General features: G+C 67.9%; 16 protein-coding genes. 7 read left to right on the forward strand and 9 right to left on the reverse strand.

All coding sequences use genetic code 11. The features are described 5' to 3' along the window. The 3 genes from ST3T6A_RS0106140 to ST3T6A_RS0106150 all read left to right on the forward strand — a co-directional run. Positions 1–526 (forward strand): SDR family oxidoreductase (locus ST3T6A_RS0106140; protein ID WP_019832027.1); only part of this gene is annotated, 526 nt, incomplete at its 5' end. 27 nt (positions 527–553) lie between these two features. After that, positions 554–2119 carry a carboxylesterase/lipase family protein gene (locus ST3T6A_RS0106145; RefSeq protein WP_019832028.1) on the forward strand — a complete coding sequence of 522 codons (1566 nt, stop codon included), beginning with the start codon at positions 554–556 and terminating at the stop codon, positions 2117–2119. A gap of 298 nt (positions 2120–2417) precedes the next feature. Then, positions 2418–5231: a TonB-dependent receptor gene (locus ST3T6A_RS0106150; protein ID WP_019832029.1), complete on the forward strand. Its 2814-nt coding sequence runs from the start codon at positions 2418–2420 to the stop codon at positions 5229–5231. 68 nt (positions 5232–5299) lie between these two features. Here ST3T6A_RS0106150 and ST3T6A_RS0106155 read toward each other — a convergent pair whose 3' ends face one another. From ST3T6A_RS0106155 to rhmD, 7 genes are all read right to left on the reverse strand, one after another. Continuing rightward, complete coding sequence (locus tag ST3T6A_RS0106155; protein WP_083937369.1) at positions 5300–6007, reverse strand: FadR/GntR family transcriptional regulator; 708 nt, start codon at positions 6005–6007, stop codon at positions 5300–5302. Between the two features lie 199 nt (positions 6008–6206). After that, a complete protein-coding gene (locus tag ST3T6A_RS0106160; protein ID WP_019832031.1) occupies positions 6207–7766 on the reverse strand; it encodes an alpha-N-arabinofuranosidase in 1560 nt (519 codons plus the stop codon). A gap of 84 nt (positions 7767–7850) precedes the next feature. After that, positions 7851–8939 (reverse strand): L-rhamnose/proton symporter RhaT, encoded by a 1089-nt coding sequence (rhaT, locus tag ST3T6A_RS0106165; protein ID WP_019832032.1) that lies wholly within the window; start codon positions 8937–8939, stop codon positions 7851–7853. Between the two features lie 2 nt (positions 8940–8941). Continuing rightward, a complete protein-coding gene (locus ST3T6A_RS0106170; protein WP_019832033.1) occupies positions 8942–9850 on the reverse strand; it encodes an amidohydrolase family protein in 909 nt (302 codons plus the stop codon). A 65-nt stretch (positions 9851–9915) separates the two neighbouring features. Continuing rightward, positions 9916–10665, reverse strand: coding sequence for an SDR family NAD(P)-dependent oxidoreductase (locus ST3T6A_RS0106175; RefSeq protein ID WP_019832034.1), 750 nt, complete (start codon positions 10663–10665; stop codon positions 9916–9918). Beyond that, entirely contained in the window at positions 10662–11519 is an 858-nt protein-coding gene (locus tag ST3T6A_RS0106180) for a fumarylacetoacetate hydrolase family protein (protein ID WP_019832035.1), read from the reverse strand. Before ST3T6A_RS0106180 ends, ST3T6A_RS0106175 begins: the two co-directional genes overlap by 4 nt. Before the next feature lie 14 nt (positions 11520–11533). Next, a complete protein-coding gene (gene rhmD / locus ST3T6A_RS0106185) occupies positions 11534–12721 on the reverse strand; it encodes an L-rhamnonate dehydratase (protein ID WP_019832036.1) in 1188 nt (395 codons plus the stop codon). A gap of 172 nt (positions 12722–12893) precedes the next feature. Here rhmD and ST3T6A_RS0106190 point away from each other — a divergent pair, with 172 nt between their 5' ends. Genes ST3T6A_RS0106190 through ST3T6A_RS0106200 form a run of 3 tightly spaced genes read left to right on the forward strand, consistent with a single transcriptional unit; the run spans position 12894 to position 15480 of the window. After that, a complete protein-coding gene (locus ST3T6A_RS0106190; protein WP_026359477.1) occupies positions 12894–13736 on the forward strand; it encodes an IclR family transcriptional regulator in 843 nt (280 codons plus the stop codon). Positions 13737–13756: 20 nt separating this feature from the next. Further along, positions 13757–14521 carry an SDR family NAD(P)-dependent oxidoreductase gene (locus ST3T6A_RS0106195; RefSeq protein WP_019832038.1) on the forward strand — a complete coding sequence of 255 codons (765 nt, stop codon included), beginning with the start codon at positions 13757–13759 and terminating at the stop codon, positions 14519–14521. Then, positions 14518–15480, forward strand: coding sequence for an alpha/beta hydrolase (locus ST3T6A_RS0106200; protein ID WP_019832039.1), 963 nt, complete (start codon positions 14518–14520; stop codon positions 15478–15480). The genes ST3T6A_RS0106195 and ST3T6A_RS0106200 overlap by 4 nt, the downstream gene beginning before the upstream one ends. Before the next feature lie 2 nt (positions 15481–15482). Here the strand turns inward: ST3T6A_RS0106200 and ST3T6A_RS0106205 are convergent, their stop codons facing one another. Beyond that, positions 15483–18116 carry a glycoside hydrolase family 2 gene (locus ST3T6A_RS0106205; protein ID WP_019832040.1) on the reverse strand — a complete coding sequence of 878 codons (2634 nt, stop codon included), beginning with the start codon at positions 18114–18116 and terminating at the stop codon, positions 15483–15485. A 128-nt stretch (positions 18117–18244) separates the two neighbouring features. After that, positions 18245–20992 (reverse strand): exo-rhamnogalacturonan lyase family protein, encoded by a 2748-nt coding sequence (locus ST3T6A_RS0106210; RefSeq protein WP_019832041.1) that lies wholly within the window; start codon positions 20990–20992, stop codon positions 18245–18247. Between the two features lie 163 nt (positions 20993–21155). Here ST3T6A_RS0106210 and ST3T6A_RS0106215 point away from each other — a divergent pair. Then, positions 21156–21591 (forward strand): 5-deoxy-glucuronate isomerase (locus ST3T6A_RS0106215; protein ID WP_019832042.1); only part of this gene is annotated, 436 nt, incomplete at its 3' end.

Raw genomic sequence — 21591 nt, forward strand, 5'->3', positions numbered from 1 at the left:
GGTGGTCGAAGGCTTCGGCAGGCTCGACATCCTCGTCAACAATGCCGGCATCATCCGGCGGGCCGATGCGGTCGACTTCACCGAAGAAGACTGGGACGCGGTGATCGACACCAATTTGAAGTCGGTGTTCTTCCTGTGTCAGGCAGCCGGTCGGCACATGCTGGCGAGAGGCTCGGGCAAGATCATCAACATCGCCTCGATGCTGACCTTTCAGGGCGGCATCCGGGTGCCGAGCTATACCGCATCCAAGTCGGGTATCGGAGGCCTCACCAAGCTGCTGGCGAACGAGTGGGCGGCCAGGGGTGTCAACGTCAACGCGATCGCGCCGGGCTATATCGCGACCAACAACACCGCAGCCCTGCAAGCCGACGAGGCGCGCGACAAGGCGATCCGCGAGCGCATCCCGGCAGGCGACTGGGGGCGGCCGGACGACCTCGGCGGTGCCGCCGTCTTCCTCGCCTCCGACGCCGCACGCTACGTCCACGGCCATATCCTCGCCGTCGATGGCGGATGGCTCGCTCGGTGAGGCGGAGCGCGTAACAGAGGAGGGGGCATGTCCGAGGCAGGGGGCTGGAGCAGGCGCGGCGTTCTGGGGGCAGGCGCTGCGGCATGGCTGACGACAGCGGCGCGGGGCGCGGGGCAGGCACCGCTCGCCGACGCGCCGGCAGGACGCTTCGTGGGCACGGCGCGGGATGGCGTGATCGCCTTCCGGGGCATCCGCTACGGCCGCGCCGAGCGGTTCCGTGCGCCGAGGCCCGAGCCGCGCGCCGGGCAGACCGTCGCCGCGCACGGCTTCGGCCCCGTCTGCCCGCAGCGGGATAAACGCTACCCGACGCAGGCCGAGGACTGCCTCTTCCTCAACATCTGGACCGCCGATCCGCACCCCGCCGCGCGCAAGCCGGTGATGCTCTACATCCATGGCGGGGCCTATTCGAACGGCAGCGCCACCGATCCGCTCAACGACGGGCAGGCGCTCGCCCGGCGGGGCGACGTGGTGGTGGTGACGGTCAACCACCGGCTCAACGCCTTCGGCTATCTCTATCTCGCGCGCTTCGATCCGCGCTTTGCGGACAGCGGCAATCTTGGCCAGCTCGATCTTGTGCTGGCGCTGCGCTGGGTGCGGGACAATATCGCGGCGTTCGGGGGCGATCCGTCGCGGGTGATGGTGTTCGGCCAGTCGGGCGGGGGCGCCAAGATCGCGACGATGATGGCGATGCCCGCCGCCGAGGGCCTCTTCCACCGCGCCGCGACGATGAGCGGCCAGCAGGTGACCGCCTCCGGCCCGCTCCACGCGACCGAGCGGGCGCGCGCCTATCTGGCGAAGCTGGGCGTCGGCGAGGCTGATCTCGCGCCGCTGCTGACGATGCCCGTCGCGCGGCTGGTGGAGGCGCTCGACACGGCCGATCCGATCCTCGGCGGCGGGCTCTATTTCGGGCCGGTGCTCGATATGCGCTGGCTGACGCGCCACCCCTTCTGGCCCGACGCACCGCCGCAATCCAATACGCTGCCGATGCTGCTCGGCAATACGCATGACGAGGCGCGGGCCTTTATCGGGCTCGATTCCCCGCGCGTGCAGGGGCTGAGCTGGGACAATCTCGCCCAGCGTATGGCGCCGGAGCTGAAGGTCGACATCCTGCCCGAATGGGTGGTGGCGCAATATCGCGCGCAATTCCCGGACTGGTCGCCGCTCGACGTGTTCTACGGCGCGGTGACGGCGGGGCGGAGCTGGCGCGGGCAGGTGATGGAGGCGGAGGCGCGTGCGCAAGTTGGCGCGCCGAGCTGGGTCTATCAGGTGGACTTCGCCTCGCGCACCGATCCGCGCCGGGGGGCGTTCCACACCATGGACATTCCGCTGGTGTTCGGCACGCTCGACGCGCCCGGATCGCAGACCGGAACCGCCGCCGACGCGCGCGCCGCCTCGGCCGCGATGCAGGAGAGCTTCGTCGCCTTCGCCAGGGCCGGCGATCCCAACCATGCGGGGCTGGAGCGCTGGCCGGCCTATGACCTCGCCCGCCGCGCGACGATGATCTTCGACGCCCGCTCGGGCGTGGAGAACGATCCGCGCCGCTGGCAGCGCGAGCTGTTCGCGCGCGTGCCGTACATCCAACCGGGAAGCTGACCTCTCAGGGGCATATTGACACGGGTGCCGGTTGGCCACATGTTCGTGACACCGGTTACCAAGGCAAGGCGGGAATCGGCAGGCGAGATCGCAAGAGCGGCCGCCAGGGGGATGGAAAGCCGGGTCGTGTCAGGCGATCCATCCTCTCGACAGGAGATTCAGGTGCCGCTGCGGGGATTCGTCCCTGTAGCGATGCAACCGGTATCATAGCCCGAATGGGGCGAAGGGGAGTGGGATGATGAGGCATTCGGAAGGCGCCACCGCGCGGCGTACCGCGCGACGTTTCAACGGAATTTCCATGGGCGCGCTCGTGCTGACGCTGGGGATCGGCATCCCGGCGGTCGGCCATGCGCAGACGGCGCCCGCACCGGCCGAGGCGCCGGGCGCGTCCACCGACTCCACGCCCGCGGCGGCCGAGATCGTCGTCACGGGCTTCCGCCAGTCGCTCGACGCGGCGCTGAGCGTCAAGAAGCAGTCGGTGTCCGCCGTCGACGCGATCGTCGCCGAGGATATCGCCAAATTCCCCGACCAGAATCTCGCGGAATCGCTCCAGCGCATTCCCGGCATCGCCATCCAGCGCGACGCGGGCGAGGGGCGCGCGATCACCGTGCGCGGCTTGGGCGCGCAGTTCACCCGCGTGCGCGTCAACGGGCTGGAGACGGTCGCCACCTCCACCGACGGCGCCTCGGCCAACCGCGATCGCGCGTTCGATTTCAACGTCTTCGCGTCCGAGCTGTTCACCTCGATCGTCGTCCACAAGACGGCGGAGGCCTCGCTCGACGAAGGCTCGCTGGGCGCGGTGGTGGACCTCAACACCGGCAATCCGCTCGCGGGCAAATATGGCTTCACCATCGTGGGCTCGGCGCAGGGCAGCTACAACGATCTCAGCGGCAACTGGGGGCCTCGCCTCGCCGGGCTGGCCTCGTGGAAATCGCCGGACGGGACGTTCGGCGTCGCGGTGTCGGCGGCCTATTCCAAGACCAACAATCTGGAGCTGGGCAACAACAGCGTGCGCTGGGCGCAGGCGCGGTTCGATTCCGTCGACGGCACGCCCTGCTTCACCACGCCCAACACCGGCGGCACCTATATCCCGAGCGCGGCGTGCGATCAGGCCTCGCTGTCCTTCCACCCGCGCATCCCGCGCTATGGCGAGGTGCGGCATGACCGCGAGCGGCTGGGCCTGACCGGCAGCGTCCAGTGGGCGCCGAGCGACCGCACCAAGATTTCCGTCGACGCCCTCTATTCGCGCTTCAAGGAGACGCGCGAGGAGAAATGGGGCGAGGTTCTGCTGCGCAGCAACGAGCGCTCGATCGACGTCGTGAACCCGACCTACGACGACAATGGCAACATGATCTCGGCGACCCTCAACGATGCGTGGGTGCGCACCGAGCATTATCTGCGCAAGTCGAAGACGACCTTCTATCAGGTCGGCGCGACCTGGGATCAGGACGTGACGGATCGTTTCCGCTTCACCGCGATGGGCGGCATCTCGCGCTCGGATGCGAAGATTCCGGTCGAGACGACCTTCGTGTTCGATGATCGCGACGCGCAGGGCTATCAGTACGATTACACCGACATGCATCAACCGATGCTGAGCTTCGGCACCAGCGTCACCGATCCGGCCAATTTCCAGCTCGCCGAGATCCGCGATCGCCCGTCGGACACGCTCAACAAGTTCCGCACCGGGCAGCTCCGCACCGAATGGGATGTGACGGACGGTTTCCAGGTGAAGGTCGGCGGCGTCTATCGCCGGTTCGAGTTCGATACGGTGGGCTTCACCCGCGACGCCGTGGTCTGCCCCACGGTCAAGACGCCGACGCCCGACGTGGTGCTGGGCACGATCAGCTGCTCGCCCTCGACGGTGTTCGGGCCGGACGCGGTCTATGGCTTCCCGGCGACGGGGCTGAGCGACGCCTTCCACCTCGGCAGCGCCGGTCAGCCGGCCGGCACCACCACCGACTGGCTCGTCCCCAATATCGACGCGGCGGCCAAATATACCGGCCTCTACGGTCGTGCGCTGGCGGTGGATGCCGGCAATACCCGCAGCGTCGTCGAGGAGGTAACCGGTGGCTATCTCCAGTTCGACGTGAAGGGCGAGCTGTTCGGGCTGAAGTATGCGGCCAATGCGGGCACGCGCTTCGTGCATACGAACCAGCATTCGACCGGCCTCTCCAACACGGAGACGGTGACGCTCGGCCGCACCTATGACGACTGGCTGCCGGCGTTGAACGTGGCGCTGTTCCCGACGCGCAACATCATCGTGCGCGCGGCGGTATCCAAGGTGATGACGCGGCCGACGCTCGGCAATCTGACGCCGGGTGGCTCGGTCGACGGCTTCAACTACAAGATCAGCTTCGGCAATCCGCGGCTCGAGCCGTTCCGGGCGGTGGCCTATGATCTCTCGGCGGAGTGGTATTTCGCGCCGCAGTCGATCTTCTCAGTGGCGCTGTTCAAGAAGGATGTGAGCAGCTTCCCCGTCTCGGTGACGACCAACGGGACGTTCGCGTCCACGGGCCTGCCGCTGTCGGTCATCACGCCCAGCTCGCCGGCCGCGTCCAACCCCGAGGGGCAGATCTGGCAGATCTCGACCGTCACCAACGGCACGGGCGCGTCGCTCAAGGGCATCGAGGTGGCGTTGCAGGCGCCGTTCCGCTTCCTGCCGGGCTTCCTGCACAATTTCGGCGGCATCGTGAACGCCACCTTCATCCAGTCCAACGCGCAATATACGCAGAGCGGGCCGGCGGTGACGCCGGGCGGCGGCCTCGTCAGCGAGACGCGAACGACGACGCTCTACGGCCTGTCCAAGCGGACGTTCAACGCCACGCTCTATTATGAGGACAAGAAGTTCAGCGCGCGCGGCTCGGTGAGCTATCGCAGCCCCTATGTCGATGCCGGCTCAGGGACCGGCAATGTGTTCGAGGGCTATGAATCGAGCATCAATGTCGATGCCTCGATCCGCTACAAGCTCACGCCGTCGCTGGAGCTGTCGGTGGAGGGCACCAACCTCACCGACGATTATCGCGGCCGCTACACCGACATCGATGCGGGCAGGAACTACGAATATAACCATTTTGGCCGCACCTTCATCTTCGGTGCGCGCTTCAAGATGTAAGCTCTCGCCGGGTCATTGTCGTACTGGGGCGCGTCCTTGTGGCGCGCCCTTTTTCATGGGGCGACCCGTCAGGCGTCGAGCGACAGTTCGGTGTCCTCCAGCGCGAGGCGGACAAGTTCGGTCATCGCCTGGCGCGCGCCATCGGGATCGGCGTTCGCGATCGCATCGAACAGGCGGCGGTGATCGGGCACGGGATCGCGCGGCAGCTTGCGCTTGCGCTGCTTGAACACCGTCGTCCAGCCCACCGCCGCCTCGATCGAGCTGGAGAGCGACATCAGCGGCTCGTTGCGCGTCGCTTCGAGGATGCTCTGGTGGAAGAGGCGGTCGGCGTCGCGGCCGGCCTCGTTGCCGAGCCCGTGGCGCGCCATCTCCTCCAGCGCATGGCCCATGCGCGCGAGATCCTGCCCGTCGCGGCGGCGCGCGGCGAGTTCGGCGGCGGCCGGCTCGACGATCATGCGCAGCTCGAACAGGTCGCGGATGAAATCCTGGCTGGGCTCCGCCTCGAAGGTCCAGGCCAGCACGTCGGGATCGAGCAGGTTCCAGCGCCGCCGCTCGGTGACGCGCGTGCCGGTCTTGGGGCGGCTCTCGACCAGCCCCTTGGCCGCGAGGATGCGCACCGCCTCGCGATAGGCCGTGCGCGAGACCTGCAATTGCTCGGAGAACTCGATCTCGCCCGACAGCACGTCGCCCGGCTGATACTGGCCGGTGACGATGGCGACGCCGAGATCATGCGCGATCGATCCGTGAATCCGCCTGGACCCGGACGGCCCCGCCATCGGCCCGAACTGTGGCTTGGCTGCGCGCGTCACGCCCGCTCCCCCCGCGAAGTGATGGAGGGCGTTATGCGGGCGGGGCGGGGGCTTGTCGAGACGGCGGCCATGGCCTCCGCTTAGAGCATCCGAGCTGGCGAGGCATCCCTTCCTTGCGGCGAATGATCTCCGTTTCAAATCAGACAAATATGCCGGCAGGGCCGCCTTATTGCAGATCGAGCACGACCACGGACTTCGACGGCAGCGTCACGCTCAGCGTGTCGCCTGCCGCACCGGCGCCGGTGAAGGGCTGGGGCGTCACGCGGTCGGGCTGGTCGAAGCTGTTGATCGCATTCATTGCGGGCGCGGTCAGGATGCGGCCGGAGACGCCCGCGATTCCCGCACCCGCAAGCCTGGCCGAGATGTTCACCGCACGGTTGGGGTCGAGATTGGCGAGGGCGACGTGGATCTGGCCCGCCTTGTCCCGCACCGCCGAGGCGCTGACCGCCGGGACCGTCCATTGATCCTTGCTGTACCAGGGCGACTGGATCTCGATCGGCAGGCTCGTCGCATCCTGCCACGGCTTGTACATCGCGAAGACGTGATAGGTGGGGGTGCGCACCATCTTCGCGCCGTCGGTGAGGATCATCGACTGGAGCACGTTCACCATCTGGGCGATGGCGGCCATCTTCACGCGGTCGGCATGTTTGGTGAAGATGTTGAGGTTCACCGCCGCCACCACCGCGTCGCGCAGCGAGTTCTGCTGATAGAGGAAGCCGGGGTTGGTGCCGGGCTCGGCATCGTACCAGGTGCCCCATTCGTCGACGACGAGCCAGACGCGCCTGGCCGGATCATATTTGTCCATGATCGCCGAGTGCTTGCTGACCAGCTCTTCCATCTTGAGCGTCTTGGCCAGGGTTTCGGCCCATTCGGCCTCGTCGAACCGGGTGGCCGAGCCCTTGTGCTTCCAGTCGCCGGGGACGGTGTAATAATGCAGCGTCAGGCCGTCGATCTGATCGACGGCCTCCCGCATCATCACGTCGGTCCAGTGATAGTCGTCGCCATTGGCGCCGCTGGCGAACCTCATGATCTTCTCGCCCGCGGGGGCCTTGATGAAGGTGGCGTAGCGGCGGGTGAGATCGGCGGCATATTCGGGGCGCATATTGCCGCCGCAGCCCCACAACTCGTTGCCGACGCCGAAATAGGGGACTTTCCACGGTGCCGGATGGCCGTTGGCGGCGCGCTCCTTCGCCAGCGTCGAGCCGGTGGGGGAGGTCATATATTCCACCCACTCGGCCATCTCGTGCGGCGGCGCGTCGCCGACATTGCCTGCCACATAGGGCTCGGCGCCGATCTGGCCGACGAGGTCCATGAACTCGTGCGTGCCGACCGCATTGGGCTCGGTGACGCCGCCCCAATGGGTGTTGACCTTGACCGGCCGTTTCGCGCGCGGGCCGATGCCGTCGCGCCAGTGATATTCGTCGGCGAAGCAGCCGCCCGGCCAGCGCACCACCGGCACGCCGAGCGCCTTGAGCGCCGTCACCACATCGGTTCGGAAGCCGCGCACGTTGGGAATCCTGGAGTTGGGGCCGACCCACAGCCCGTCATAGATGCCGTGGCCGAGATGCTCGGCGAACTGGCTGAAGACCTGCCGGTTGACCTGTGCGCCGGGCCGATCGGCGTGGACGGTCAGCGTCGCCGTCTCCTGCGCGGCGGCGGGGACGGCTTCGAATGCCAGCGCCACGGCCGCCGTCGCCAGCATGATTCGACGGATACGCCCGATCATTCCACCTCTCCCGTAATTTTGTCAGACAAGTTGCGGAAGGGAGCCGACCTGTCAACATCCGCGGCAACGGGGAGAGGGGGGCGATCAGGCAGCGAGCATGTTGCCGTAACCGATGATGACGGTGGCGATCACCAGCAGGCCGACGCCGCTCCACACCATCGCGCGGACGCGCGGCGCGGCATCCTTCCACTCGCGGAAGGCGAAGCCCCAGAGCGTGCCGAAGATGATGATGCTCGCCATGTGCAGCGTCCAGGACGAGAAGCCGAAGCGCCCCATCTGGCTCTCGCCCATGGTGTAGAAGAAGAACTGGAAATACCAGGCCGTGCCGCCCAATGCCGCCAGCAGATAGTTGCGAAGCAGAGGCGCGTGGCCTTCGCCGCGCTGGGCATCCGCATCGAGCCGCGCGGCGCTGCCGCCGAACCATTGCGGGGCCGATCCGTTGCGCAGGATCAGGATCGCGCACCAGATCGCGTTGGTGACGAGCCCGCCGAACATCACGAGGCAGAGCGTCGGCAGCCCGGTCCACAGCGGCCCGGTGCCGGCGGCGGCGGAGAGCGCCTTGATCGGCTCGCCCGCAGCGAGGCCGAAGGCGAAGCAGGCCGACATGACGCCGGAGAAGGTCGCGACGAGGATGCCCTTGCGGAAATCGAACTCGGCGACGACGGCGGTCTTCTGCGCTTCGGTGAGCGCGCTGTCCTTGCGCGCGCCCGCCATCGCGACGACGGCGATCCCGGCCAGCGTCACCAGCAGGCCGAGCAGGATCATGTGCCCTGACGTTCCGACGAGCAGCTTTTCGCCGAAATCCCCCTGGAAGATCGGCGGGATCAGCGTGCCGAACACGGTGCACAGCCCCAGCACCACGGCCATGCCGAGCGACAGCCCGAGATAGCGCATGGTGAGCCCGTAGGTCAGCCCGCCGAACCCCCAGAGCATCCCGAAGAACACGCACCAGCCCACGATCGAGCGCGGCACCTGCCCGAGCACGCCGGGGAGGTCGCTGGTCTGGAGCCACGCGAACAGCCACGGCGCGAACAGCCAGGAGAAGAGTCCGCCGGTCAGCCAGAGGATTTCCCAGTTCCACCGCCTTATGCCGCGATAGGGCACATAGAAGCTCGCGGACGCGAAGCCCCCCATCCAGTGGAACACGACGCCGAGTAGTGGATTGGCGCCCATGCTTACAGCTCCAGCCCGAGGCGATAGACGCGGTTGGCGTTGCGCCCGAACAGGTCGCGCCGCTCGTCCTCGCTGAAGTCGGCGACGATGGCGTGATAGGCGTCGAGATGACGGTCGAAGCTGCCGAACAGCTTGTCGGTCGGAAAATCGCTGGCGAAGAGGCAGCGGTCGGCGCCGAAGATGTCGATCGCCTCCAGCAGGACGGGGCGTATCTGCGCGACCGTCCAGTCGCGATGGATGAAGCCGAAGCCCGAGAGCTTGACCGACACCTGCGGCAGCGCGGCGAGGGCACGCATTCCCGTGCGCCAGAGCGCCACGCCGGCCTCGTCCGTATCGACCGGCATCCCCGCATGGTTGATGATGACGGGCACTTCGGGATGGCGCGCGAACAGGGGCGCGAGCGGCGCCATCTGGCCCGGATAGCATTGCAGGTCGAAGGACAGGCCGTGCCGCCCGAGCAGGCCGAAGCCGCGTTGCCAGTCCGTGTCCCGGGTCACGTCGCGCGGGGTATAGGTGCGGCGCGGATCGGGGTGCCAGTTGGCGATGTGGCGGATGCCGCGGACGGACCGGTGGGCGGCATGCGCCTCCAGCAGCGCATCGAGCGCCGGATCGTCGAGGGCGGCGAAGGCGATGATCGCGCTCGGCAGGCCGCGTGCGTCGGCCATGGCCTGCAACCAGCGCGTCTCGTCGAGCGCGGCGGAGGCTTCCGCGCCCGCATCGACATGGACGAGGCCGCGCACGTCCCAACGCGTGGCATCCCCGAGATAGTCGTCGAGCGAATAATCCTTCGCGATCGCCTCGACGCTGCCATTGGGGCCGCTGTCGTCGAAGGGCGGGGAGAGCCACGGATAGCGGATATGGCTCAGGTCCCAGAGATGGACGTGGGCGTCGACGAAGGGAATCGCGTTCAAAGGCCCTCTCCCGTGGGCAGGCGGGGCGGCGCTCCTCTTGGGCGGGAGCTGCCGCCGCTCGCGGATCAGAAGGTGGTGCGGCCGCCCGAGGTGTCGAAGGTCGACGCCGTGGTGAAGCTGCACTCCTCGGACGCCATGAAGCAGATCATGGCCGCCGATTCCTCCACTTCGCCCAGACGCCCCATCGGAATCTTGGAGCGCATATAATCGACCTGGCTCTGCGGGAGCTGGGCGAGGATCGGGCTCTCGAAGGTGGCGGGGGTGAGCGCGTTCACGATCACGCCCTTGCCGGCCAGTTCCTTGCCGAGGCTCTTGGTGAGGCCGATCACGCCCGCCTTAGAGGCGGAATAAGCCGACGCGTTGGGATTGCCCTCCTTGCCCGCCACCGACGCCACGTTGACGATGCGGCCATAGCCGTTCGCCAGCATGTGCGGCACCACCTCGCGGCAGCAGTAGAAGAGGCCGTTGAGATTGATGTCGATCACGCGCTGCCAGCTATCGACCGGGAATTCCCAGACCGGCTGGGTCGCGCCGGTGATGCCCGCCGAGCAGACGAGGATGTCGACCTTGCCGAGCGCGTCCGCCGTCTCCTTCGCGGCCGCCGCGACCGCCGCCGGATCGGCGACGTCGAGCGCGACGGTATGGGTGGCGCCCACTTCGTCCTTCGCGGCGGAGAGCGTGTCGGCGTTCATGTCCCACAGCGCGACGGTGCCCCCCTCGGAGACGATGCGCCGTGCGACTTCCTTGCCGAGGCCCGAGGCGCCGCCGGTGACGATCGCGGTACGGCCGGCATAGCGGCCCTGATAGACGCTCATGCCAGCACCTCCTCACCCAGATGGCGCCATGCCACGACCTTCTGCGTCTGCGTGCCGAGCTTGGCGATCGAAAGCGTCATCTCGTCGCCGGCCTTCAGATAGATCGCGTCGGGCTTCTTGCCCTCGCCGACGCCCGGCGGGGTGCCGGTGATGATGAGGTCGCCGGGGAAGAGCGTCACATACTGGCTGAGATACGAGATGATCTGCTGCACATTGAAGATCATCGTGCGCGTATTGCCGGTCTGCATCCGCTCGCCGTTCACGTCGAGGCTCATGGCGAGATCCTGCGGATCGCCGACCTCGTCGGGCGTCACCAGCCACGGGCCGACCGGGCAGAAGGTGTCGTGGCCCTTGCCCTTGCTCCACTGGCTGCCGCGCTGCTTCTGGTTGAAGCGCTCCGACACGTCGTTCGCCAGCACATAGCCCGCGACATGATCGAGCGCGTCCGCCTCGTCGACATAGCGGGCGGTCTTGCCGATGATGAGGCCGAGTTCGACTTCCCAGTCGGTGTGGGTCGAATCCTTCGGCAGCATCACCTCGTCGTTGGGGCCGGTGAGGGCGGAGAGCGCTTTCATGAACACCACCGGCTCGGTCGGGATCGGCAGGTTCGATTCCCTGGCGTGGTCCTCATAGTTGAGGCCGATCGCGACGATCTTGCCGATGCCCTTCACCGGCACGCCGTATCGGGGCTGGCCCTCGACCACGGGGAGCGCGCCGACGTTGGCGGAGAGCGCCTCGGCGATCGTGGCGGGGGTGATGTCGTCGACGAGGCCCGAGAGGTCGCGGATGCGGCCGTCGGCGTCGACCACGCCGGGCTTCTCTGACCCACGCGGGCCATAGCGGCAAAGCTTCATGGAGAGGGGTATCCTTAGTGCGTGTAGGGGCGGTGGAGGGGGATGTCGCGGTTCAGCTCGACGCCGAAACCGGGCTTGTCGAGTTCGCTCGCGCGGATGCGGCCGTTGACGGGCACCGGCTCGCCGAGGAGCTGCGGCGCAAACATCGGCACCACTTCGGTCGGCCCCGGATGCATCATCAGGAACTCGGCGAAGGGCGAATTATGCCGGGTGATGACGAAGTGGTACGAATAGACCGACGAGCCATGGGGCACCATCATCACGCCCTTGCTGTCGGCATAGTTGGCGATCTTGATGAGTTCGGTGACGCCGCCGCACCAGCCCACGTCCGGCTGGATGATGTCGCAGCATTCCATGTCCATCAGCATCCGGAAGCCCCAGCGGGTCGCCTCATGCTCGCCGGTGGTGACCAGCAGGCCCTTGGGGGCGTTCTTCTTCAGTGCCGCATAGCCCCAGTAATCGTCGGGCGAGAGTGCCTCCTCGATCCACTTGAGCCCGCATTCGTCCCACGCCCGGTGCGCGAGGCGCGTGGCGTAATCGAGATCGAGGCTCATCCAGCAATCGAGCATCAGCCAGAAATCTTCACCACAACGGGACCGCATCTCCGCCAGATGGGCGATATTCTTGTGCAGCCCCTCGATGCCCTCGGCGGGGCCGTGATGGAGGGGGAGCTTGCCGCCGATGAACCCCATCTCCTTGGCGAGATCGGGCCGCGCGCCGGTGGCGTAGAATTGCAGCTCGTCGCGCACATTGCCGCCGAGCAGCTTGTAAACCGGCTCTTGCCGCAGCTTGCCGAGCAAATCCCACAGCGCGAGGTCCACGCCCGAAATGGCGTTCACGACCAGACCCTTGCGCCCATAATATTGGGTCGAGAAATACATCTGGTCCCAGATCTTCTCATAATCCGCCGGATCGCGGCCTTCGAGGAAGCGGGCGAGATGCTTCTCGACGATGTAGCAGGCGGGCTCGCCGCCGGTCGTCACCGCGAAGCCGATGGTGCCGTCGGTCGCCTCGATCTCGACGACGAGCGTGCCGAGCACGTTGATGCCGAAGCTCTGCCGGCTCTGCCGATAGTCCGGGTAGCGCGCCATCGGCGTCGCAATGTGGTCATCGATCCAGTGGCCCTCGCCCTGGTCATGATAGTCGGCGCCGCCGCCGCGCACGACGAAGGCGCGGACATGGGCGATCTTGGGCAGGCTCATCGGGCATCCTCTTGCACGGACGAATGACAGGGAGCGGGCATCCAGCATCTCACGATATGAAATCCCGAGGTCATATTCGCCGCATGATGGGATAAGATCGGAAGCATCGGTGCCGGGCCTCTCCGCTCGGAAGGGATTTACTTTCTCACTTTATGGGATAGGATGTTATTTGATGAAACAGAAATCGTCAAACGAGAAGTTGGATTCCACCGCATCGGAGGAGCGTTCCGGCCCGCAGGGGAGCCAGACTCTGCTCCGTGGGCTCGACATGCTGGATCAGGTGATCGACGGCCCGGTGGCACTGGCGGAGCTGTCCGGGCGGATGGGGCTGACGCGCTCGACGACGCATCGTCTGGCCAATGCGCTGATCGATCGCGGCTTCCTGACCTTCCAGCCGCGTGAGGGGTATCAGCTCGGGCCGAAGCTCCTCTATCTGGGCTTTCTCGCGCAGGCGCAGGTCGATCTCGTCCACACCGCGCGCGGGCATATCGAGGAGCTGGCCGCCTCCTCCGAGGACACGGTGCACCTCGGGCGGCTCGATCATGAGCGCGCGCTCTATCTGGACAAGATCCCCGGCCGCCGCCGTGTCGAAATCTCCAGCCGGGTGGGCGATCGCCATCCGCTCACCAGCACCGGCCTCGGCAAGGCACTGCTGCTCGATACGCCGGCGGGGCAGTGGCGCCGCCTGTTCGACACCGATCATGCGGAAGGCGGGATGCCCATGGATTATGGCGTCTGGGCCGATCGCATGAAGGGCTATGTCGAGAGCGGCTGCGCCTTCGACCTTGAGGAAAACGAGGACCAGATCCGCTGCGTGGCGGCCCCGATCCGCGATGCGTCGGACAGGATCGTCGCCGCGATCAGCGTCTCCAGCGCCGCGCAATATATGGACGACGGCCGGATGCAGGCGCTGCGCGCGGACGTGCTGGCGACGGCGCGCGCGATCAGCGTCGATCTCGGCTGGCAGGAAGGCACCAGCGGCGTCGTCCGCGCGCAGGGGCGGCGGCAGAAATAACGGCAAGGAGGATTGCGAAGGTGAGGCTTCTCGAAGGCAAGACCGTGCTCGTCACAGGCGCATCGACCGGCATCGGTCGGGCGATCGCGATCGGGGCGGCGCAGCATGGCGCGGCGGTGGCGATCAACTATGCGCGCGACACGGCGGGTGCGGAAAGCTGCGTCGCTGCGATCGAGGCGGCGGGCGGCCGCGCCATCGCGGTGCAGGGCGACGTCGCCGAACCCGCGACCGCGACCGACTTCATCGCGAAGGCGGTCGAGGCGTTCGGCAAGGTCGACGTGATGGTGAGCAACGCCGGCATCTGCCCGTTCCACGCCTTCCTCGACATGCCGGTCGAGACCTTCGAGCGGACCATGCGCGTCAACATGCATGGCGGTTACTTCATGTGTCAGGCCGCCGCGCAGCAGATGGTGAAGCAGGGCCATGGCGGCTCGATCATCGCGGTGTCGTCGATCTCGGCGCTGGTCGGCGGCGAGTATCAGACGCACTACACGCCGACCAAGGCGGGGCTGCACTCGCTGATGCAGTCGGCCGCGATCGCGCTCGGCAAGCACAATATCCGCTGCAACTCGCTGCTCCCCGGCACGATCCTGACCGAGATCAACAAGGACGATCTCGCCGACCGGGAGAAGCGCGAATATATGGAGAAGCGCACGCCGCTCGGCCGCCTCGGGATGCCGGAGGACATGGTCGGCCCGGCGGTGTTCCTCGCCTCCGACATGGCAGCTTATGTGACGGGCGCGGCGCTGCTGGTCGATGGCGGCATGTATGTGAATCTCCAGTGAGCGGGGTCGAGCTGGACCGGCGCGGGCTTCTCGCCGCCGGTGCGCTGGCCGCGCTTGCGAGTGGGGCTCGCGCGGCATTGCCGCCGCCCAAGGATTTCGACCGCTTGGCCGTCTGGCCGGGTGCCGCCCCCGGCGCGCCCACCGTTCCGCCGCCGGAACAGGAGGTCCGCCGCAGCCCCAATGGTCCGGCCGAGGATACGGCCATCACCCATGTCGCCCAGCCGACGCTCACCCATATCCGTCCGGCGAAGCCCAATGGCGCGGCGCTGCTGATGATCCCCGGCGGGGGCTATGTCCGCGTCGCGGTGGGGATCGAAGGCTATGCGATCGCGCGGCGTTTCGCGGAAGCCGGTTATCATTGCTTCGTGCTGGTCTATCGCCTGCCGGCCGACGGCTGGGCAGCGGGGCCGGACGCGCCCTTGCAGGATGCGCAGCGGGCGATGCGGCTGATCCGGACGCGGGCGGCGCGTGAGGGCTTTGATGCGAAGCGGGTGGGGGCGATCGGCTTCTCCGCGGGCGGGCATCTCGCGGCGCGGCTCGCGACGGTGGGGCAGGCCACTTATGCTGCGGTCGATGCTGCGGATGCTGCACCCTTTCTGCCGCAGGTGGCGGGGCTGCTCTATCCGGTGATCCAGATGGCGGGGCCGTTCACCCACAAGGGCTCACGCGACCAGATGTTCGGGCCCTCACCCGATCCGGCGAAGCTCGCGGCCTACAGCGTCGAGCAGCATGTGCCGGCGGGCACGCCGCCGACCTTCCTCGCGGCGGCAGCGGACGACAGGGTGGTGCCGGTGGAGAACAGCCTTGGCATGTTCTCCGCGCTCAAGACGGCGGGCGTGCCGTCGGAGATGCATATCTTCGAGACGGGCGGCCATGGCTTCGGCCTGAAGAGGCCCGACGGGAGCTTCTCCCCCTGGCCGGACCTCTTCCTGCACTGGGCCGGAACCCACGGCGTTTAGTTTCAGGAACCGACGCGATCCACCGCGAGGGCGGAGAGGATCGCGTCGCCCTTCACCGGCACGAAATCGAGCCGAAGCGGGCCGTCGCCGACCTTCACCATGATCTCGCGCCGGAGCGCTCGGAACGCACCGCCGCTTTCCTTCGCGACATCGATGCCGGTGGCGACGGTCTGCCCTTGTGCCTTCACGTCGAACAGCCGGTCGCCGGGCTTCACCGCCGCGTCGGGCTCGAACAGGTAGAGCGTCACCCGATAGCGGCCCGGTGATACCGGAACCGCATAGGAAAAGCGCCCGCTTCGCCAGCTTTCGTAAGGCGTCTGGTCGGTCGTCCCGGCGACGGGATGGACCGGCCCCGGCTCTCCGCCACGGCTCTTCGAAGGCTGGTCGCGGAAATGGCCTTCGCCGCCGGAGACGTGCACGTCCGAGGCCCAGAGCGTGCCGTCCTGCGCGGCCCCGCCGGTCAGCGTGCCGCTGCGGATGTGCCAGCGGTCGGGTGCGCCCGCGAAGCGCCACGCCATCGCATCGTCCGCCGCCCCGGAGGCGCTCGCCACGAAGCGGTTGTCGCCCGGTTGCAGCGCCACGGCCTCCCAGCGGCAGATGCCGCCGGTGCAGGGCGCCGTGCCGAGATCGCGGCCGTTGAGGCTCAGCCGCGCGCTGGAGGCGTTGCTATAGGCCTTCACCTCGGCCAGCGGCGTCGCGCGATCCACATAGCGGCGGCCGACGAGGTGGATGAAGGGCACCTTCGACCAGTTGGCCTTGTAGAAATAGAAGGCATCCTTGCGCGTCTTGCGGTCGAAGGTGACGAGGCCCTTGTCGTTGGTATCGGTGAGGTCGCCTTCGTTCCGCTGCTCGTTCGAGAAGTCGGTGAGGTTCCACACCCAGCTCGCCCAGACATAGGGCAGCGCCGCGATCTGCGGCCATGTCCGCTCCAGCACGTCGTTCTCGAATTCCTCGGGATGGGGGCGGCCGAAGGCGGCGATGGGGCCGCCGCGCGGATCGTCGCTATGCTGGCTGAGCGCGCCGCCCGCGCCATATTCGCTGATCGAGATCGGCTGGTGCGGATAGAGCGCGTGCAGCCGGTTCAGCTCGGGGGTGAGATCCTCCGGCGTCTTGGCGTACCAGCCGAAATAGCGATTGTAGCCGATCACGTCGGTGATGCCCGCCACGGTGTCGAGGCCGGGCCGCGCCTCCGAAGGGATCGAGCCGCAGCAATCGGCGAGCGTGGCGGGGCGGCTCGGGTCTTCCTCATGCACCACCGCGCGCAGCCGTTCGAGGAGCGGGCGGGCGTGGGAGGTGCCGCGGCCCTTGGCGGCTTCGAGGTTCACCTCGTTGGCGATCGACCAGACGACGATCGAGGGATGGTTGAAATTCTGGTGGATCAGCTCGCGGAGCTGCTGCTCGGCATTGGCGGCGAGGCCGGGGGAGGTCTCGTCCTGATCCCAGGGCGCGGAGCGATCGACCAGCGGAATCTCCGCCCACACGGCCAGACCGTCGCGATCGGCATCGGCATAGGCGCGGTCGGCGTGCTGATAATGGGCGAGGCGCACCGTGTTGGCGCCGATCTCGCGGATCAGCGCGAAGTCCTCGTCGATGTCGGCGTTGCTGATGGCCCAGCCCTTGTCGGGCCGATCCTGATGCCGCGACACGCCGCGCAGCAGGACGTGGCGGCCGTTGAGGAAAAAGCCCTTGTCGGGATCGATGCGCACCGTGCGCAGGCCGAGCGGCTGCTCGACCTCGTCGATCACCGCGCCCGCCGTATCGCGCAGCGTGACGCGCAGGCGGTAGAGGCGCGGCGCGTCGGTGCCGTCCCACAGCGCCGGGTGATCGAAGGAGAGGCGCTGCTGGACTGCGCCTTTGCTGCCGGCGGCGAGGGTGGTGGTGCTCGATGCCGTCGCCGCGACCTTGCCGGAAGGATCGATCGCCTCCGCTTCCACTGTCACCTTCGCCGCCCCGCCCGACATGTTTTCGAGGCGCGTGAGGAGCGAAGCCTCGGCGCCGGCCTCGTCCGCGCGGGTGACGGTGGCGTAGGTGCCGGGGCCGCCGAAGTCGGTCATCGCGATATGGACGGGGGCGGTGAGGATCAGCGCCACCGGGCGATAGAGGCCGCCATAGATGGGGAAGTCGCCGCTCATCGGGATGATGTCGCGGGTTGGCGAGCCGGGCGTCTTGGGGCTGCTGTTGTCGACGCGGACAGCCAGCACATTGTCGCCCGACGCCCGGAGCGCCTTGGTCGTGTCGAGGCGGAAGCGGGCGAAGCCGCCCTTGTGCTGGCCGAGATAGGCGCCGTTCAGCCAGACGTCGGCGATCTCGCTCGCCGCGTCGAACTGGAGCCACGCCTGCCTGCCTTTTGCGCCTGCGGGGGTGGCGAAGTGCAGGCGATACCAGCCGGCGCCGTGGACATCCTGATAGTCCGTCCGCCGTTTCGCGCTGCCGCCCATGCGGTTCCAGCTATGCGGCACCGAGACGGCCTCCCAGCGGGAATCGTCGAACGCGACACCCTGCGCCGCCGCCGGCGCGTCGCCGAGCTGGAAGCGCCAGCCGGTGGCGAGCGGCAGCTCCCCGCGCGGCGCGGCAGAGGCGGCGGTGGCGAGGACGCAGGCCAGCGCCGTGGCGCTCCATCCGAGGGGGGTACGCATCAGTCCTTTGTCTCCGTCGCGCGGCTCTCGCCGAGATAGAAAGCCCATGCGGGCGAGTGATGATGGGCGCCGCTTCACCACGCCGCGCCCATCGATAGACCGGGCGCGCAGGACGCCGCCTCATATTCTCAGCCAGCGAGGACCTTGCCGATCAGAGCGATGTTCTGATCCGCGGCAAGGCCCCATTGGGCAGCATCGTTGGTCGAGATCTGGCTGATCTCGTCGATGGGTTTCAGCACCGCCGCGCCATCGACCTTGTGCGCGACGGCGCGCTGGTCGCGGCCTTCCTTGTCGCCGGTGCCAAGGAACTCCGCCCAAGCGCGCCGCGCCAGCGCCGCATCCTTGCGCTCGACGGCGGCGTAAGCGGTATAGCGCGAATGCGCCTGCCGCAGCCCGCGCCCCTTGCCCGGCGCGCCGACCTTGGCGCGGAACTCGGCCTCGGGCGCGTTGTAATATTGGCAATAATCCAGCCAGCACTCGCGATAGGCGGGCACGTCCACCAGCGTGAACAGCTCGGCGGTCGTCTCGAACACGCCGAACACGCCGTTCAGATGGCTGATGCTCACCGTGTCGCCGGGGCCGAGGAAGCGGCCCGTCGCGAGGTCGAAGGCCGCTCCTCCCGCGAACCACTGTTTGGGCAGCGCCGCGATCGACTGCATCCCGTTGACGATCCGGTCCCGCCAGCGCGTGTCGTGCGTGCGCTCCCACTCGGTCAGCCAGGCGGACAGCAGCGAGCCCCAGCTCGTGCCGAATTGCAGGAAGATCTGCCCCTCTGGCAACGGCGCGGCGGCGCTGACGGCGGATGCGCCGCCCGGCGGCAGCGAGCCCGGCGCCCGCGCGCCGACCTTGCGGCCGATATCGACGCTGCGCAGCATCGCCTCGCTGCCCAGCAGCTCGCGCATCAGATCGCCGCAGCGCTCGTCGGCGGTGAGGTAGTAATAGAAGCGGCGATAGGCGGCGTTGGAGATGCGCGGCTGCTTTGAGCTGTCGCTCCAATGCTGCACCCCGTGGCGCGTGCCGAGCCCCTTGAAGCGGCCGAGATGATAGACGTCGACCTCGCCGGTATGGCGGGTCATCGCCTCGGCCATGCGGAAGATGTCGGCGCGGCCGGTGCGAAGATAGCCGTACCAGAGCCACAGATCGCTCGACAGTTCGCTATTGTCCCACGCGAAGCCGCCGATGTCGTAGCGCCAGACATGGCGATCGTCGTCATAGCTGTGCATGACGTCGCCATAGTTCCAGAAACCGTACCAGCGGCGCTGGTCGACCTGCCCGAGATAGAAGTCCAGCTCGCGCTGCGCCCGCTCCTCGATGGCAGCGAGCATCGGGGTGGAGCGATCGGGGAAGCTCCAGATGCCGAACAGGTCGCACGCCTTGATGCGCGCGGAGGCCGCGATCAGGCGGGGCGGCTTCGACACCGTCTCCGCCATCTGCACCAGCCGTTCACGGGCCGGTGTCGCGGGAAGCGCCCAGAGGCGGAACTCGGTGGTGCGGGCGATGCCGTGCGCGTCGCCCCAGCCGGGCTCGAAATCCTCATAGGTGATGTCGAGGCCCTGATTCTGGGCCGCATAGTCGGTCATCCCCATGTCGTCATGGTAGATGCGCAGGTCCATCGCCGGGGCGCTCGGCGAATGGTGCCAGAGGGTGAAGCGCGCGGTGTCGGTGGCGGCGTCGCGGATGTCGAGCCTCGTGGGGCAGCGCTGCCAGAAATCGTGCATTCCGAAGGCCACGCCGCCCGATGCGCCGCCGACATAGCCGAGCCCCGGCGCGCGGCCGGCGGTGTCGACGTCGATCCAGCCATGGCCGGGCTTGGTGCGCTTGACGATGGTGAAGCCGTCGCTGTTGGGCTGCGACAGCGTGACGTCGCCCCATGTCGGGATGAAGGGCAGGCCTTCGCGCACCGGGGCGGGCATCTGGTCGAGCGGCGGCACGGCGAGGCCGGCGATCTGTGCGGTGCGGAACGCCTTGCCGGTGTCGCGGCGGAGGCCGGTGAGGGGTTTCACCGCCTCGCCCCACAGCCCGCCTTTCTCGCCGGCGAAGCGAAGGTGGCGGTCGTGCGGCGCGTCCGCCATCGGCACCGCGCCCGAGAGGCCGAGGCCGCGGATGAAGTCCTTTGTCGGATCGCCGTCGAACACGAAGCTGTGCACGATGCGGACCGACTCCGATCCGGCGTGGAAAGTGAGGCGCAGCGAGAAGGGCAGCCAGTCCCGCCCGCCGCCGCGATGCTTGCCGTCGACCTTCAGCACCGCGCGGACCGGCCCGCGCTGCTCGATCGCCACCGCCTCGATGTTGCTTTCGTAGCGCGAGAGGGTGGGGGCGGGGCCGTCTTCCTCGTCCGCGCGATCCTGCGCGGTGGCGACGAGGCGGACGTCGCGCAGCACCTCGCGCTGCCCGTTGCGGGCGGAGAGGATGATCGCCGGACCGGACCGTGCGATCCGCCAGCGCAGCGGGCCGCTGGAAACCTCGATGGCGTCGCCCTGTTCGGCGACCGTCACCGGCGCGGCGGGCGCCGCCGGGCGGCCGGACTCGATGTGCAGGCCATCGGTCAGCGCGGTATCGGCGGGGATGGCATGGCCGGTCCATTTGAGCGAACCGTCTGGCCAATAAGCCATCGGCCAGCTCTGGAGCGGCACGGCCTTCCCGTCCGCGCCCATCATGCGGAACGAGGCATGGGCGCGCTGGGTGCCGCGCGGCCAGGGATAGCCCCAGCATTGCCCCTCGTGAGTCGCGGGCGGCGCGCCGTCGAGCCAGTGCGGCCCGTCCTGCGGCGGAACGGTACGGGAGGGGGCTGCGGCCGTGGCGGGAGTCGCGAGGGCTCCGGCGGCGACGGCGCTCCCGGCCAGAAAATCGCGACGACTGACGGAATGCTCGTTCATGCGCACCCTCTTCCGAAATGGCCGGGCGATCGTGCCGGTCTTTGTCGTCAACCTAGCCGGGTGGCGATAGTCGTTGCAATAGCTGGCACGCTATCCCATGATATGGCAATTGAGGGTCCACGGACCGCCCGGCATGTCCGGTGAGATTCGAGAGGCGAGAGAGATGTTCGAGAGGACGTATTACGCGACGCATCCGGACATGATGGAGTGCGTGTCGAACGAGGAGCTGCGGGACCGTTATCTGATCGGTGGGCTGTTCCGGGCGGGCGAGGTGGTTCTGAACTACACGCACGCGGACCGCTTCGTGATCGGCGGCGTCGAGGTGGCGGGGAGCACGGTGAAGCTGCCCGACCAGAGCGAGCCGGCGTCGGCTGTGGGCCATCCCTTCCTGGAGCGCCGCGAGCTGGCGGTGGTCAATGTCGGGGCGGTGGACGGCACGGTGACGGTCGACGGCGAGGTGTTCGTCCTCGGCAACAAGGACTGCCTCTATGTGACGATGGGCGCGAAGGAGGTGCTGTTCTCCGGCGAGGGCGCGCGCTTCTATCTGGCGTCCTGCCCGGCGCATCAGGGCTTCCGGACCCGCAAGCTGTCGATCGCCG

The sequence above is a fragment of the Sphingomonas sp. PR090111-T3T-6A genome (assembly GCF_000383095.1).
Taxonomy (GTDB): domain Bacteria; phylum Pseudomonadota; class Alphaproteobacteria; order Sphingomonadales; family Sphingomonadaceae; genus Solisphingomonas.